Here is a 14,957-nt window from a genome sequence, read left to right on the forward strand (position 1 = left end):
CTCCAATTCTGGAAGCCGCATGGGAAATCAGGCGTATCACACCCTCATCCCCTCTCCCAAAGGGAGAAGGGAGTAAGTCCCCTCTCCCTTTGGGAGAGGGGCAAGGGGTGAGGGCAAACCACACCGGACGACGCTCCAAGCACCAGCATACGCTCCTCCCCCATTCCTTCGGAAACATCAGCCTGCATGGAAGTAGCGTGTGACCGCGTCGGGATCGAAGCCGCCGGACAGAAACAGCGGTTCCCTGCCGAAGCCTCGCAGCATCGCAGCCAGCCGCTCGCGGCGCTCCTGGAAGGTCTGCGACAAACGGGCGCGCAAGGCCGGGCGCAGCCACATCAACCGCTCCATGCCATTCTCCATGTCCTGCATCAGGGCCAGTCCGGATGCCTCCGGCGCCGATTCCTCCGGATCCCACAGCACGACCGGCACGACGTCGTGATGCGCCAGGGATTCCATGACCTGCTTAAGGAAGCCCAAGGGAAAGTGGAAGTCCGACTGCAGAAACACCAGTCCGCGCCGCGACGGCAGATAGCGGACGGCGTGCAACAGCCCGCGCGCGCTGCCGCCCGTGGGTCGGAAACCGCGCAGACGCTCCGCCAGCATCAAGGCGGCTCCCACCTGCCGGGTCGGCGGTAGATGGAAATCCGGAACGCCACGGTCGGACAGTCCGACGAAACCCATGACATCCCCCGTCCGGTACGACGACAGCGCCAACCCCTCGGTGAAATCCGCCAGCACGGCCGTTTTCGATGCGCGCCCGCGGTAGCCCATCGAGGCGGACAGATCCGCCAAGGCGTAAACCGCGATCCGCCCCCGCTGCTCGTGCAGACGCACCCAGAAGTGGCCGCCAGGGTCGCCGAGGCTGGCCCGCAGATGCAGCCTGCGGGGATCGGGATGCGCCTGAAACGGCACCAGCCGCTGAAAGGCATGCACGCCCCCGCCCTGCCGGCTGGGATGGGCGCCCGGCTGGACGCCGTCGGCGCGCCAGGTCAGCCGGTAATGGAATTCCTTGTGCTTCATGGCGCCGCGATCCGGCGGATCAGCTTGCCGACCAGCTCCGGGATCAGCTCGGTGCGGCGGTATTCGTAGACCGGCTTGAGGAAGATGCGGTGGCCGACCGCCGGAGCGAACACGTATTGAACGTCCTCCGGCTCGACCCGGTCCCGGCCACTGAGCCACGCCTGCACCCGCGCCAGCCGGACCAAGTAGCTCATGCCGCGGGGACTGGAACCGGCCTCGATCATGTCGCCGGAATCCGCCTCGTGGAGAGCGATGCCGAAATCCTCCGGCCGCCGGGTCGCGCGCCACAGATCCTGGACATAGGCTCTGAGACGGGCGCTGACGTGGATGCCGCCTTGCAGGGCTTCGGCAATGCCGTTGAGTTCACGGAACGAGAGCGTATCGGCCGGCGCGGACGCGACCAGCCGGTCGGGATCGTAGAAACGCGGGTCGAACAGGATTCGGTCGATATGCGCAGGATCGGCCGGCGGCTCGATGGCGATTTCGAGCATGAAGCGGTCGCGCGCCGCCGCGGGCAATTCGAAAGTCTCCTCCTTTTCCACCCGGTTGCGGTCGGCGAACACCTGCAGGTACGGAAACCGGTACTCGCGGTTGAAAGCCGACACGCAGCGCTCGGCCATGACCCGTAGCAGGAGGGAATGCACCTGGGGCCGGGCGCGGTTGATCTCGTTGAAGAAAAAAATGGAAAGCTGCTCCCCGTGCTTGAGCAAAGGCCCCGGCGCGACGCCCGGCCTACCTTGCTCGTCCAGGTAGGTGTAATAGACCAGATCGTTCGGCATCAGGTCGATGGTGCCCTCGATCCGCTCGTAATCGCCGCCGATGCCGCGCGCCACCGCACGGAGCAAGGTGGTCTTCCCGACGCCGACGCCGCCTTCGAGCAGCGCATGGCCGCGGGCGAACACGGCCAGGGTCAGCAGGCGGATCGGGCGCTCCTGCCCGAGCACGACTTGCTGCAGCCCCTGTTCGAAGCGTTTGGCGCGTTCCAGGCCGTCGGCAAGGGGGGTGTCTAGATTCATGGGTGAGTGCCTATCGGCGGCTTTCGATAAGAGAGGTAGCAAGCCCCCAACCCCTCTCCCGGAGGAGAGGGGATTCACTCCCCAAAAGGGCCGGGGATGAGGGCGCGGTTCGATATACCCTTGCCGCCATGTACACGCTGCCGACAGCGTTACACCGCTGCCGTCATTTGATGTCTTCGACCTTGTAGACGAACTTGCCGGTCTTGGCGTAGTTCTCCACGCGCTTCTGGTTGCGGGCTTCCATCGCCTTGATCGACTCCGCCTGCTTGTTGAGCTCGTTCGGGTCGTGCTTGGGGTCGTACTTGCTGCCGGCGACCTTGTCCGGATAACCGGGTTTGGGCTCCCAGCAGTTTCCGGGCGCCTTGCAGTGGGTACCGTCATAGGCCTGGACACCCGCCGCGAACGAAACGGCCATGGCGGCCGCGACGAAACTCGTTTTCTGCATCATGAGGAATGCCTCCTGTCTTGAGGTGAAAGATTTGAGGGCCGTCATTTCAGCCATTCGGCCTTGGCTGGATCGCCCCGGTAAAGGCTGCGGATCCAGGCCATGATCTTGAGCATTTCGTCATTGTTGAGGTTGACGTACTGCGGCCCCATCATGCCCTGCGCGCCGCCGAACAGGATTTCGAACAAACCGACGTCGGTGGCCGCGCGGGGATAGGTCCAATAGTCGTCCGCCAATCCCGGACCGAGCTTGCCTTCGGCCTCATGGCCGTGGCAGCCGGAACAGGCTGACAGATACAGACTATGTCCCTGTTCCACTACCTCCTTGTTGCCGTTGTAAGGGTTCTTGCCGGTCTGCAGGAACTGCTTGACGGCTTGCGTGTCGCCGCCGGCCTTGGCGTAGGACAATTCCAGCGTCTCGCCGGTGACGGCATGCCGCAGGGTAATGTCGGCCTGCGCGGGCAGCGCCAACAACCCGGCGACACACATGCCAGCCACGTCGAACCTCGCATTCTTCAGCTTCATTTTCTCTAGCCTTTCCTTCGATCATGGGAAGCCGTCCTGGCCGGTTTTTCATCCATGGGCAACAGCGGAATGCCTTCCGCCTCCAGCACCGCATTCACTTCCTTGCCGAAGCGGGCCAGAACCTGGTCGATCTGCTTGAGCAGGGCCTCCTCGCCCTTGCGCACGCCGACGGAAGTCGAATAGTGGTGGGGCACTTTCTCGCCGTCGGACCGCCGGTTGTCGTCGGGGATGACGGTCATGGCCAGCCCCGCCCCTCTGACATAGCGCGCCGCCGCCGGCCCCCACAACACCGCGACTTCGGCGTTGCCGTCGGCGACTTCCGCCACCAGCTTGGCCGGGTCGTAGCGCACGTACTGGTTACGCCGCGACTTGAAACCGACCAGGGAGTGCATGTAGTTGAACATGTCGTTGTAGCGGCCGATGGTGCGGATCATCGTCTCAGCCGGGGTATCCGGCATGAACGCGATCCGCTTCACGGTCTTCAGTGCCGCGCTGTTCCAATCTTGGATGCTCAGTCCCGTGTCCTTGCGGTAGACGAATACGTAGCCGGACCGGTAATAAGGAGTGCTGGTGAGCATCCGCGGGTCGCCGGCATCGACGCCGATGACCACATCGCACAAACCCCTGTCCAGATAATCCCGGACGAAATAGCGGGCATCGGTCCACCACACGTTCTCGACTGGCCGTCCCAATCCCTTTCCAAGGAGCTCAGCCAACTTATTTTCGAAACCCTCGCCGGCCCTGTCCGAATACGGCATCTCGTTTTCCGCGGAGCAGACTTTGAGCGGTTCGACGCTCGTCGCTGCCTGCACGCATCCCACGACCGCGAGGTAAGCGGTCCACCCCGCGGCTGCAATACGGTTCATTCGCATGGTTCATCCTTTCGACAGCATGGGATAGGGGCGCTCCCCCGGAGCGCCTCCACCCCTTCGACTCAAAGCGAGAACACGAACACCGATCCACCCATCTGGGTGTAATGCGCCAGTTCCCTGAACGCACCCACAGCCCCCAGACCTGCGGTCGGGTCCTTCAGGTCGAATACCAGCCCTACTCCTGGCCAGCCGCCGACGCCGGAGTAGATGGCAATGTATTGCTTGCCGTTGTGCTGATAGGTGATGGGATGGCCGATCACGCCGGAGGGCAACTGGAACTGCCACTTCAGCTCGCCGGTACGGGTGTCGCGGGCCTTGATGAAGCCGTCGAGGGTACCGTAGAACACGAGGTCGCCGGCGGTCGCCAAGGTGCCACCCCAGACCGCAAACTTCTCTGGCACTTCCCATTCCATCTTGCCGGTGACCGCGTTCATCGCCTTGACCTGACCCAGCATCCCCTTGGGTCCCGGATACATGTTGAGGGTCGCCCCCACAAAGAACTGGCCGGCGCGGTAGGGCAGCATGAACGGCTCCCAGTCCATGCAGATGTGGTTCACGCCCATGAAGAACAGCTTCTTGTCCGGATCGTAGGACTCGATGCCCTGGTTGTGATAGCCCATGGCCGAGGGACAGATGCCTTTGGCATTGTGGTCCATGCGGGTGCTGTACTCCGGATCGCGGATCGGCAGGCCGGTCTTCAGATCGACCTTTTTCACCCAGTTGACGGTGTCATCGATCTTGAAGGCATTGACCAGGGCACCGGTTTCCCGGTTCAGCGTATACACCAGACCGTTGCGGTCGGGATGGGTCAGCAGCGGCGTCAGCTTGCCGTCCACTTCCTGTTCGGACAGACCCATGTAGTTGACACCGGCGTAATCCCACTCGTCGTGCGGCGTCTTCTGGTAGCCGAACTTGGCGCGGCCGGTGTCGGCGTCGCGGCCCCAGATGGTCATGGTCCATTTGTTGTCGCCGGGCCGCATGGTCTCGTTCCAGGGTGCCGGATTGCCGGAACCGTAGTAGATCATGTCCAACTTGGGATCATAGGCATACCAGCCCCAATTGGTGCCGCCGCCGATCTTCCAGGCATCACCCTCCCAGGTTGAGAGCCCCAGGCCGAACTGACCGTAATGCGGGTTGTCCTTGTTGAAGTCCTTGTCCAGCAACAGGTCTTCGTCGGGACCGGTGGCATAGGCCCGCCATTCCTGCTTGCCGTCCTTGATGTTATAGGCCGTGACGTAGCCACGCACGCCCAGCTCGGCTCCGGCCGAACCTACCAGTACCTTGTCCTTCACCACGAAAGGCGCGCCGGTGAGGGTGGAGCCCATGGCGATGTCGGAATTTTCCATCTTCCATATCTCTTCGCCGGTCTTGGCGTTGAGTGCGACGATGTGGCCGTCGAGCTGGTTGAGGAAGATCTTCGCCGGACCGTGCTCGCCGGCCGGCACGTAGGCCAGACCGCGGTTGACCACGTCGCAGCAAGCCACCGCGCGGGCCGCCGGATTCTGCTTGGGCTTGTACTGCCACAGCATCTTGCGGGTGTCGTTCAGGTCGACTGCATAGACGTTGTTGGGGAACGGCGTGTGGATGTACATGATGCCGTCCACCACCAACGGCGCACCTTCGTGGCCATGCAACGTGCCGGTGGACAGGGTCCAGGCCACCTTCAGGTTCTTGACGTTGTGGCTATTGATTTCCGTCAGCCGGCTGAAGTGGGTGGCGCTGTAGTCCTTGGTCTGCATGACCCAGTTCCGGTCGTCCTTCGACAGCCGGTCCAGCTCCGAATTGGCGTGCGTGGATTGCGCGGCTAGCACGGCGGCCATCGCCAGCATCGACCCGCCGCAGCCACTTGCCAGTTTGCAAATTTGCATGTGTCTCCTCCAAGAATGATTGATGCCGACCCTGCATCGGCGCTCTACGAACAGCGGCGGAGATTCTGGGACAGATCATGTCGGCGGCGTTACGGAATAACCCCTCGAAGCCGCCTTGAAAAACTCTCGAATGCTCGCTGGAAAAACTCCCACGGCGGGAGGTTCCGCTCGAATACCCCGGATCCGTCGGGAATATCTCCCTGTCACAAGGACCGCCGATCGAGGCAAACTAATACGATCTTTCCCGGGAGCAAGCGCCCTTGAGTCTGCGGTTTCGCCTGAACCTCATGATCGGTCTGGTCATGCTGGCCATCATCGGCATGGGCACCCTGTTCGTGGTCCACAACGCGCGCCGGTCGGTGGCCGAGGAAGTCCGGTCATCGGTCAACCTGGCGTTACAGCTGATCGATGCCGGCCTGGAACAGGCGGTGGCGGCGGGTCGCTCGCCGGTCGAATGGATCGCCCAGCTCGCCCGGCTCGACCACGCCCGCCACCTGAGCCTCAGCATCCATCAAGGCGAAAGGACGATCATCGATCTGCCCTCCTCTGCCGGCCCCGCGGAGGGTGAGGAAGCGCCCGCCTGGTTCGCCTGGGCCGTCGCGCCGGACCCCCTGGTGGCGGAGAAACATCTGTACCAGATCGGCAACCCGATGATCCAGATCACCGTTGACGCCAACCCGGCCGACGAGATCGCCGAGGCCTGGATCGAAGCACGGGGGTTTCTGCTGCTGATGGTGGCACTCGCCGTCACGGTGTACCTGGTCGTCCACACCACCCTGGGCCGGGCGTTCAAATCCGTGGGCATCATCCTCGAAGGGCTGGAAGACCTGGAAAACGGTGATTACAGCCGCCGCCTGCCGGAGTTCTACCTGCCGGAATTCGCCCGCATTTCGAGGGCCTTCAACCACACGGTCGGCACGCTGGAAAAAACCCGCGAGGAAAACCGTGCGCTGGCCCAACGCTCACTGGCGATTCAGGAGGAGGAACGGCGGTACCTTGCGCAAGAACTCCACGACGAGCTCGGCCAGTCGCTGAGTGCCATCAAGGCGATCGCCGCATCCCTGCGCAAACCGGAGCGGGACGACGGACCGAACGCCGATGCCATCGGCGCCATCCAGTCGATTTGCGACCATCTGTTCGCCGTACTGCGCACCCTGATGCAACGGCTGCGCCCCTTGATGCTGGACGAGTTGGGACTGAAGGCGTCCCTCGAAGACATGATCGAAAACTGGCGCGGTCGCTATCCGGGCATCGCGCTGGACTTCAGCTGCGACGACGGCATCGACGAATGCATCGGCGACGCCCGGATACATGTGTTCCGGATCGTGCAGGAAAGCCTGACCAACGTGGTAAGGCATTCCGGCGCGGCCAAGCTCGGCATCCACCTCAACCTGATCGAGGCGACCGGTGAACGGCCCGAAGCCCTCCTGCTCGAGGTCAGTGACGACGGAGCCGGCTTCGACCCCGCCCGGGTCCCGGCCGGCTTGGGCCTGCTCGGCATCCGCGAACGGGTGGAAAGCCTGCGCGGCCAGTTCAGTCTGAACACCCGTCCCGGCGCCGGCGTCACCCTGCGCATCGAGATTCCCTGCGAAGGCACATGCCCATGAAATCCAAGATTACCGTGATGCTGGTGGATGACCACGCCGTGGTCCGTGCCGGCTACCGCCTGCTATTGTCCGGCACGCCGAACATCGAGGTCGTCGGTGAGGCCGAGCGGGGAGAGGAAGCATGCCAGCTCTATGCCGACACCCGTCCGGACGTGATCGTCATGGACCTCTCGCTGCCCGGCATCGGCGGACTGGCTTCGATCCGCCGCATCCGCAGCCGCGACACTTCGGCCCGAATCCTGGTGTTCAGTATCCATGACGAGCTGATCTACGTGGTGCGTGCGCTGGAGGCCGGCGCGCGGGGCTACATCACCAAGAGCTGCGCGCCGGAAATCCTGGTCGAGGCCGTGGCCCGCATCGCCTCCGGCGAATCCTTCCTGGAACCGGAAATCGCCCAGCGCCTGGCCATGCAGACTCTGGGGGGTGCCGAAGCCACGACGGCGCTCAACACGCTGTCGGCCCGCGAGTTCGACGTCTTCCTGCTGCTGGCCAAGGGCTACACCACCCGCGAGGTCGCCGAAGAACTGCGGCTCGGCTATAAAACCGTCGCCAATTACAGTACCCTCATCAAGAGCAAGCTGGGCGTGAACACCACCGCCGAAATGGCCCGCCTCGCCTACCAGAACGGGATATTCAAGACGTAACGACGATGGACGAAACCGCGCATTATTCCCAACCCTTCACCGAGCTCCTGGCGAACGAACGGCTGAACAGCCTGGTACCGGGCGCCCCCAACCTCGGCATGCGGCCGCGGCTGGATGCGTTGCGGATCGAAACGGCTTTCGAGCCCCGAACGGTCCGCGATCCGGACATGGCGCGGTGCTGTCTGGCGGCGGTCTGGCTCTATCACGATTTTTTCGATGAAAGCCACCGCATCAGCCAGGGCATCGCTACGACCAGCGGCAGCTACTGGCACGGCATCCTCCACCGCCGTGAGCCGGATGCATGGAACGCCAAGTATTGGTTCAAGCGCGTCGGCAGCCACCCGGTTTTTCCCGAAGTGACCGTCGCCGCGCGTGAGCTGGCCCAAGCCGAACCGCCCTCGCACGAGACGGAATTCCTGCTGCGGCAGACCGCCTGGGACCCCTTCGCCTTCATCGACCTCTGCGACACCGCCCGCCTCGGCCATACGCCGGCCGAGCCCTTGTGCCGGCGCATCCAGCTCGCGGAATGGCGGATACTGTTCGATTATTGCTACCGACGGGCCGTGGGGGACTGAAAACTCCGACTCAAGTCACCCGCAACACCTTCGCCCCGCGAATCCGGCGTTGCTTGAGGTCGAGCAGCGCCCGGTCGGCATCCTCGAACGCGTACTCCTCCGTCTCGGGACGGATGCCCATTTCCGCCGCCAGCGCCAGGAACCCGGCCACGTCACTGCGCGCCACGTTGGCGACCGACTTGATTTCCCGTTCCATCCACAAGTGCCGGGCATAGTCGAGTTCGGCGAGACAGGCGCGGTCGTCCGGCGCCTTGCGGATCGCATTGACGACCAGCCGGCCACCGGGAGCGAGGTTGGCGAGCGCTGCGACCACCGGCTTCCACGCCGGCGTCGTGTCGATGATGGCGGCCAGCGGGGCGGGAGCAATGTCCGCGGTGTCGCCGGCCCAGACCGCGCCCAGCTGCAGCGCGAACGCGCGCTCCTCGGGATGACGCGCGAAGACATAGACTTCCGAATCGGGAAACCGGTGCCGGGCCATCATCAGCACCAGATGGGCGGAAGCCCCGAACCCGGTGAGCCCCAGCGGCTGGCCGTTTTTCAGCCCGCTGAGATTGAGCGAACGGTAACCGATGGCGCCGGCGCACAGGAGCGGCGCGGCTTCGGCATCGGTGAATCCCTCCGGAATGCGGAAGGCAAAGGCCGCCGGGACGGTCATGTACTGGGCGTAGCCGCCGTCGACATCGCGCCCGGTGGCACAGAATGCGAAACAGAGGTTCTCCCGTCCCGACCGGCAGAATTCGCATTCTCCGCAGGCAGAAAAGATCCAGGCCACACCGACGCGGTCGCCCAAAGCGAATTCCGCCACGCCGGAGCCGAGAGCCGCGATCCGACCGACCGCTTGGTGTCCGGGCACGACCGGCAGGCGCGGCGGCGCGGTGCGGCCCTCGATCTCGTCGATTTCGGTGTGGCAGACGCCGCAAACCGCCACCCGCAGCAGGATTTCGCCAGGGCCGGGCTCCGGCACCGGGAGGTCGGTGGCGCGTAGCAGAGTTCGCGACGAGTCCAGCGGGCCGATTCGGTCGATCACCCAAGCTTTCATAACCCCCTCCGGCTCTGGCTCCCACCCTCTATGCCAGACTCTTCACCACCACCTCGTAAACATCCTTGGACACCCCGTCCAGCCCGGCGATGCGCTGCAGCTGGCGACGCATGGCTTGCTGCCGCCCCTGATCGTAGCGGCGCCATTGGGTCAGGGCTCCCAGCATGCGGGCGGCGACCTGAGGATTGATGGCGTCGAGGGCGACGATCTGGTCTCCCAAGAATTCATAGCCGCTGCCATCGGCCGCGTGGAAATTGACCGGGTTGGCCTGCGAGAACGCGCCGATCAGCGAACGCACGCGGTTGGGATTACGCAGATCGAAATCGGGATGTGCCGTCAGTGCCTTGACCTTCTCCAGGGTACCGGGCAGGTGACAGCTCGCCTGCAGGCCGAACCATTTGTCGATGACCAGGGCCTCCTCCCGCCAGCAGGCGTAGAATGACTCGAGACAGTCGGCTTTGTCCGGATGGGCGCTGTTGACGATCGCGCCCAGCGCCGCGATCTGGTCGGTCATGGTGCGGGCCTCGCGGAACTGGCGGACGCAGAGATGGTAAGACTCGGGAGTCTCCAGCTCCGCGATGAAACCGAGGCAGGCATTCTTGAGCCGGCGCCGGTTTCTCTCAGCCGGCTCGAGGCCACCCGTTTCGGCCGCGTGATGCTCCCGGTAGAGCCTCAGGAAATCCTCGGCCAGCGCGGTGGCCAAGGTTTTGCGGACAGTCTGGCGGGCCCGGTGGATGGCGTCCGGATCGGCCACGCTCATCAGGGAGGCGACATAGTCTTCCGAGGGCAAGCCGAGCAGCAGCGCCTGATAGGACAGGTCTGCCGCCGGTTGCGCCAGCAAGGTTCGGAAGGTCCCGATCAGGTTCGGGTCGAGGCTCTGCGGATTTTCGCCTGCCCGGATGCGCTCGATGAGGCCGAGCATCACCTGGACCATCAAGCTCTGGCCCGCGTCCCAGCGGTTGAAGGCGTCGGTGTCATGGGTGAACAGGAAGGCCAGTTCCTCGGCACTGCGCTCCATTTTCAACCCGACCGGCGCGGAAAAGCCGCGCAGGGCGGAGACCACCGGGCGTTCCGGGACGTCCAGGAATTCGAACACCTGTTCGGCCGCGCGCACGTGCAACACCCGGGTGGTTGGCCCGGCATCGGCCTCGCCCGCCAGTCGCAGCGGCAATTCGCGCCCGTCCCTCGCCAGCAGCCCGAGGGCCAGTGGGATGTGCAAGGGCTGTTTGACCGGCTGGCCCGGAGTGGGCGGACAGGACTGGCGCACCGACAGGCGCAGGGTCCGCGTCCCAGCGTCGTATACCGGATCGAGCCGCAGCTCGGGCGTGCCGGCCTGGCTGTACCACAAGCGGAACTGGCTCAGATCGATGGCGTTGGCGTCCTCCATGCAGCGCACGAAATCGTCGCAGGTCACGGCCTGCCCGTCGTGGCGATCGAAATAGAGGTCCATACCCTTGCGGAAACCCTCGGGGCCGACCAGGGTCTGGATCATTCGCACCACCTCTCCCCCCTTTTCGTAGACGGTGAGGGTATAGAAATTGTTGATCTCGATGTACGACTCCGGACGCACCGGATGCGCCAGAGGGCCAGCGTCCTCGGCGAACTGGCGGGTCCTGAGCAGGTTCACGTCCTCGATGCGCTTGACTGCCGGCGAGCTGCGGGAGGCTGAGAACTCCTGGTCGCGGAACACGGTCAGCCCTTCCTTCAGGCTGAGCTGGAACCAGTCGCGGCAAGTGATGCGGTTGCCGGTCCAGTTGTGGAAATATTCGTGACCGATGACGCCCTCGATGTGCTCGTAGTCGGCGTCGGTGGCGGTGTCGGGCCGCGCCAGCACGAACTTGGTGTTGAAGATGTTGAGCCCTTTGTTCTCCATCGCTCCCATGTTGAAATGGCTCACCGCCACGATCATGTACAGATCGAGGTCGTACTCGCGGCCGAAATGCTCCTCGTCCCAGCGCATCGCGTGCTTGAGTGACTGCATGGCGTGATCGCACTTGTCCAGATCGTGCGGTTCCACGTAGATCCGAAGCGCGATTTCGCGGCCGGATGCGGTGACGAAACGGTCTTCCCGGCAGGCCAGCTGTCCCGCCACCAGGGCGAAGAGGTAACAAGGCTTCTTGAAGGGATCCTCCCACTTGACCCAGTGCCGGCCGTTCCTGAGTTCTCCGCGGGCGACCGGATTGCCGTTCGAGAGCAGCACCGGATAACGGCTCTTGTCCGCCACGACCGTCGTGGTGAACAGCGACATCACATCGGGCCGGTCTATGTAGTAAGTGATGCGGCGGAAGCCGTGCGGTTCGCACTGGGTGCAGAACATGCCATTGGACAGGTACAGGCCTTCCAGCGCGGTGTTGGCTTCCGGGCTGATCCGGTTGACGATTTCCAGCTCGAACGGCCGGTCCGGCACCGCGTGGATCACCAATCCGGTCTCACTGGCGCAGTACTCGCCCTCGCGCAGCATCCGGCCGTTGAGCTTGACGGATTCGACTTCCAGGCGTTCGCCGTCGAGCGTGAGCACGGACCGCCGGTCTTCCACCGCCGGATCGTGGCGCAGCTTCAACCGGGAAGTGACGCGGGTGGAGTGGGGATCCAGCTCGAAGAACAGGTCGACGGCGTCGACCAGATATTCGGGGGGCTGATAGTCCTTGAGGTAGATGGTCTTCGGGGAGGCTTCACGCATCGTCGCGAATCTTGGTTCTGGGAAAAGCGTAAGTCCCGATGATACGGCCTAACCCGCTCCGCTCCAAACCCGTGGCCCGATTCAATCCTGATACATTCCTGAAATTCTGCCGAAACCGGCCTTCGGGATCATGCCATCGCCGGGTGAGACAGCCCCGGCCGCATCCGTTGACAACCCGATCAGGAGATCCCCATGAAACATTATCGTTCCCCCCTGCAAAAATTGATCGCAGCCTCCGTGTTCGCGGGACTGGTGTCTGTTGTATCGACGGCCGGCGCGTTCCCTCCGCCCAAACCCGATCCGGAGGAACGTCTGGCCGGGATGCTTTGGCGCATCCATGGCGAACTGAACCTGAACGGTGACCAAGAGAATCTTTGGAAACGCGCCGAAGACGACACCCGTCAGTTGACGAAGTCGCACCGCGAACGCTTCGATGCAGCCCAGAAGGACATCAAGTCGGCGCTGAGCGATGGCAACGCCGATCTTCGCGCCCTCTTCGACAGACTGGACGCGGACAAGAGCAGCATCGAAGCCAGGATGAAGGAAAACCGGAAACTGTGGCTGAACTTCTACGACAGCCTGGATGCGACCCAGAAAAAAACCGTAAACGCCCAACTGCTGGCCGAACTCGATAAAATGGGCCCCATGCCGGCCGACGGCAAATGCCGATTCAGTCCTGGCAAAGCCGAAGGCGATCCGCTCCCTCCGAAATAACAGCTCCATGCAGGCACCGACCACACGTATTCTGATCGTGGATGACGACGTCGAGATTCGGAATCTGCTCGGCGGATACCTCTCGCGCTTCGGCATGGAAGCCGTCGGTGTCCATGATGGCGCGGCGATGAAAAAGGCGCTGACGGAAAGTTCGTTCGACCTCGTCGTGCTGGACCTGATGCTGCCCGGCGAAGACGGCCTGACCCTGTGCCGGTCGCTCCGTGGCGAGAGCGACATTCCGGTCATCATGCTGACGGCCAGGGGCGATCCCATGGACCGGGTGGTCGGCCTGGAACTCGGCGCCGACGACTACGTAGCCAAGCCGTTCGAGCCGCGTGAACTGGTGGCTCGCATCCAATCCATCCTCCGGCGCGCCCGGCACGAGCGCGAACCGGAAAGCCCCGAATCCTCCGACATCGCCGTGGAATTCGAAGGGTGGCGGCTGCACCGGGTGCTCCGTCAACTGACCTCGCCCGAAGGCATGGTCGTTCCTCTCTCCAATGCCGAGTTCCGCCTGCTGAGCGTGTTCATCGAGCGTCCCAACCGCATCCTGACCCGCGATCAGCTGCTCGACTATGCCCGCGGCCGGGCCATGGACGTCTTCGACCGCAGCATCGACCTGCTGGTCTCCCGGCTGCGCCAGAAACTGCAGGATGACCCCAAGAATCCCAAACTCATCAAGACCATCCGCGGCGAAGGTTATTTCTTCAGCGCTCGGGTAAGCAAATGCGGCGCCTGATCCCGGACACGCTGTTCACCCGGCTGTTCCTGCTGCTGCTGGTGACCTTGACGGCCAGCCATTTCCTGGGCATGGCAGTGGTGTTCAACCTGGAGCTGTCCGAGCCTCCGCCCCCCCCTTCGCCCCTTCCGGCCCCTCCTCGCCTGCCGCCATTGCCGGAGTGGCTATCGCGACCTCCGCCAGTCGACTTCCCGCCACCGAAGGACAACTTCGGGTGGCGCGTGCCGGGGCAGGAGCCTGCGCCGACGCCCACCGTCACCCCGCTCCCCGGCGACGCCCCCGGGACCCGCCTGCCCCTCCCCTACCGTCCGCACGGCGGCTGGATCAGCGCGGCGATGCGGCTCATCGCCCTGGGCCTGACGGCCTGGATCGGCGCACGCTGGCTGTCCCGGCCGATCAACCGCATCGCCCAGGCCGCCGAGCATTTCGGCGACAGCCTCAGCACCCAGCCATTGGAGGAAAGCGGTCCGGCCGAAGCCCGCCAGGCTGCCCGCGCACTCAACCGCATGCAGGCGCAGCTGCTCGAGCAGATCCGCCAGCGCAGCCAGTTCCTGGCAGCGGTGTCCCACGATCTGCGCACGCCGATCACCCGTCTCAACCTCCGCGTCGAAGGCGTCGAGCCGCACGAACTCCGCGAAAAACTGCACGAGGACCTGCGCGAGATGTCGATCATGTTGGGATCGACCCTGGATTATCTCCGCGGCCATGTCGAACCCGAACCGCTGCAGCCGCTGGACGTCGAAGCCCTGGTGAACTCGCTCGCGGAGGACGCTCAGGATCAGGGCCAGCAAGTCAGTGTCAACGGCAAGGCCAAGCCCATCATGGCCCGTCCCGTCGCGCTGCGGCGCTGCCTGGACAACCTGATCGGCAATGCCCTGCGCTATGGCCAGAGCGCCGAGATCACACTGAAGGATACGCCCGGCACCCTGATCATCGAAGTCCGGGATCACGGCCCGGGCATCCCCGAGGACCATCTCGAAGCCGTGTTCGCACCGTTCGTCCGGCTCGAAACCTCCCGCAACAGGGCCTCCGGTGGCACCGGCCTGGGCTTGTCCATCGCCCGGGACGTCGCCCTCAGCCATGGCGGTCGCCTGACACTGCGCAACTGTCCCGAAGGCGGGCTCATCGCCCGCCTCAACCTGCCCCGGAAATGATCGCCCGCCCTCTGTATCGGGGCGCATACAAACAGGAGATAAGAGGGACAACCCCGGACC

14 protein-coding genes are annotated in these 14,957 nt (G+C 64.1%); 6 read left to right on the plus strand and 8 right to left on the minus strand.

Features of this window, described 5'->3' with window-relative positions; genetic code table 11:
• Positions 1-177 precede the first annotated feature (177 nt).
• From H156_RS0100620 to H156_RS0100645, 6 genes are all read right to left on the minus strand, one after another.
• On the minus strand, positions 178-1,020 hold the full coding sequence (locus H156_RS0100620) for a DUF58 domain-containing protein (RefSeq protein WP_017365069.1): 843 nt from the start codon (positions 1,018-1,020) through the stop codon (positions 178-180).
• Positions 1,017-2,036: an AAA family ATPase gene (locus tag H156_RS0100625; RefSeq protein ID WP_017365068.1), complete on the minus strand. Its 1,020-nt coding sequence runs from the start codon at positions 2,034-2,036 to the stop codon at positions 1,017-1,019. The genes H156_RS0100620 and H156_RS0100625 overlap by 4 nt, the downstream gene beginning before the upstream one ends.
• Positions 2,037-2,199: 163 nt before the next feature.
• On the minus strand, positions 2,200-2,484 hold the full coding sequence (locus H156_RS0100630; protein ID WP_010960109.1) for a methanol dehydrogenase [cytochrome c] subunit: 285 nt from the start codon (positions 2,482-2,484) through the stop codon (positions 2,200-2,202).
• A gap of 41 nt (positions 2,485-2,525) precedes the next feature.
• A complete protein-coding gene (gene moxG, locus H156_RS0100635) occupies positions 2,526-3,005 on the minus strand; it encodes a cytochrome c(L), periplasmic (RefSeq protein ID WP_010960108.1) in 480 nt (159 codons plus the stop codon).
• Between the two features lie 5 nt (positions 3,006-3,010).
• A complete protein-coding gene (gene moxJ, locus H156_RS0100640; protein ID WP_017365066.1) occupies positions 3,011-3,871 on the minus strand; it encodes a methanol oxidation system protein MoxJ in 861 nt (286 codons plus the stop codon).
• 68 nt (positions 3,872-3,939) lie between these two features.
• The gene (locus tag H156_RS0100645) at positions 3,940-5,745 is read right to left on the minus strand and encodes a methanol/ethanol family PQQ-dependent dehydrogenase (protein ID WP_010960106.1); all 1,806 of its coding nucleotides are present in this window, start codon (positions 5,743-5,745) and stop codon (positions 3,940-3,942) included.
• Positions 5,746-6,005: 260 nt separating this feature from the next.
• On the opposite strand from H156_RS0100645, the gene H156_RS0100650 reads away from it, so the two are divergent.
• Genes H156_RS0100650 through H156_RS0100660 form a run of 3 tightly spaced genes read left to right on the plus strand, consistent with a single transcriptional unit; the run spans position 6,006 to position 8,571 of the window.
• A complete protein-coding gene (locus H156_RS0100650; protein WP_026597553.1) occupies positions 6,006-7,352 on the plus strand; it encodes a histidine kinase in 1,347 nt (448 codons plus the stop codon).
• A complete protein-coding gene (locus tag H156_RS0100655) occupies positions 7,349-7,996 on the plus strand; it encodes a response regulator (RefSeq protein ID WP_010960104.1) in 648 nt (215 codons plus the stop codon). The genes H156_RS0100650 and H156_RS0100655 overlap by 4 nt, the downstream gene beginning before the upstream one ends.
• Before the next feature lie 5 nt (positions 7,997-8,001).
• Positions 8,002-8,571 carry a hypothetical protein gene (locus H156_RS0100660; protein WP_010960103.1) on the plus strand — a complete coding sequence of 190 codons (570 nt, stop codon included), beginning with the start codon at positions 8,002-8,004 and terminating at the stop codon, positions 8,569-8,571.
• Between the two features lie 10 nt (positions 8,572-8,581).
• On the opposite strand, the gene H156_RS0100665 is transcribed toward H156_RS0100660, so the two are convergent.
• Positions 8,582-9,610 carry a zinc-dependent alcohol dehydrogenase family protein gene (locus tag H156_RS0100665; protein ID WP_017365064.1) on the minus strand — a complete coding sequence of 343 codons (1,029 nt, stop codon included), beginning with the start codon at positions 9,608-9,610 and terminating at the stop codon, positions 8,582-8,584.
• A 28-nt stretch (positions 9,611-9,638) separates the two neighbouring features.
• The gene (gene pepN / locus H156_RS0100670; protein WP_017365063.1) at positions 9,639-12,290 is read right to left on the minus strand and encodes an aminopeptidase N; all 2,652 of its coding nucleotides are present in this window, start codon (positions 12,288-12,290) and stop codon (positions 9,639-9,641) included.
• 192 nt (positions 12,291-12,482) lie between these two features.
• Between pepN and H156_RS0100675 the strand changes: the two genes are divergently transcribed.
• Genes H156_RS0100675 through H156_RS0100685 form a run of 3 tightly spaced genes read left to right on the plus strand, consistent with a single transcriptional unit; the run spans position 12,483 to position 14,897 of the window.
• On the plus strand, positions 12,483-13,004 hold the full coding sequence (locus H156_RS0100675; protein WP_017365062.1) for a Spy/CpxP family protein refolding chaperone: 522 nt from the start codon (positions 12,483-12,485) through the stop codon (positions 13,002-13,004).
• Between the two features lie 7 nt (positions 13,005-13,011).
• Entirely contained in the window at positions 13,012-13,743 is a 732-nt protein-coding gene (locus tag H156_RS0100680; RefSeq protein ID WP_017365061.1) for a response regulator, read from the plus strand.
• Positions 13,731-14,897, plus strand: a complete 1,167-nt coding sequence (locus H156_RS0100685) for an ATP-binding protein (RefSeq protein WP_017365060.1) — start codon at positions 13,731-13,733, stop codon at positions 14,895-14,897. The genes H156_RS0100680 and H156_RS0100685 overlap by 13 nt, the downstream gene beginning before the upstream one ends.
• Positions 14,898-14,957: the final 60 nt, after the last annotated feature.

The sequence above is a fragment of the Methylococcus capsulatus str. Texas = ATCC 19069 genome (assembly GCF_000424685.1).
Classification (GTDB): Bacteria; Pseudomonadota; Gammaproteobacteria; order Methylococcales; family Methylococcaceae; genus Methylococcus; species Methylococcus capsulatus.

Bases quoted from the DNA above. Each gene is read 5' to 3' on its own strand.
- H156_RS0100620 (WP_017365069.1), bottom strand. From the start codon at position 1,020: ATGAAGCACAAGGAATTCCATTACCGGCTGACCTGGCGCGCCGACGGC.
- H156_RS0100625 (WP_017365068.1), bottom strand. From the start codon at position 2,036: ATGAATCTAGACACCCCCCTTGCCGACGGCCTGGAACGCGCCAAACGC.
- H156_RS0100630 (WP_010960109.1), bottom strand. From the start codon at position 2,484: ATGATGCAGAAAACGAGTTTCGTCGCGGCCGCCATGGCCGTTTCGTTC.
- moxG (WP_010960108.1), bottom strand. From the start codon at position 3,005: ATGAAGCTGAAGAATGCGAGGTTCGACGTGGCTGGCATGTGTGTCGCC.
- moxJ (WP_017365066.1), bottom strand. From the start codon at position 3,871: ATGAACCGTATTGCAGCCGCGGGGTGGACCGCTTACCTCGCGGTCGTG.
- H156_RS0100645 (WP_010960106.1), bottom strand. From the start codon at position 5,745: ATGCAAATTTGCAAACTGGCAAGTGGCTGCGGCGGGTCGATGCTGGCG.
- H156_RS0100655 (WP_010960104.1), top strand. From the start codon at position 7,349: ATGAAATCCAAGATTACCGTGATGCTGGTGGATGACCACGCCGTGGTC.
- H156_RS0100660 (WP_010960103.1), top strand. From the start codon at position 8,002: ATGGACGAAACCGCGCATTATTCCCAACCCTTCACCGAGCTCCTGGCG.
- H156_RS0100665 (WP_017365064.1), bottom strand. From the start codon at position 9,610: ATGAAAGCTTGGGTGATCGACCGAATCGGCCCGCTGGACTCGTCGCGA.
- pepN (WP_017365063.1), bottom strand. From the start codon at position 12,290: ATGCGTGAAGCCTCCCCGAAGACCATCTACCTCAAGGACTATCAGCCC.
- H156_RS0100675 (WP_017365062.1), top strand. From the start codon at position 12,483: ATGAAACATTATCGTTCCCCCCTGCAAAAATTGATCGCAGCCTCCGTG.
- H156_RS0100680 (WP_017365061.1), top strand. From the start codon at position 13,012: ATGCAGGCACCGACCACACGTATTCTGATCGTGGATGACGACGTCGAG.
- H156_RS0100685 (WP_017365060.1), top strand. From the start codon at position 13,731: ATGCGGCGCCTGATCCCGGACACGCTGTTCACCCGGCTGTTCCTGCTG.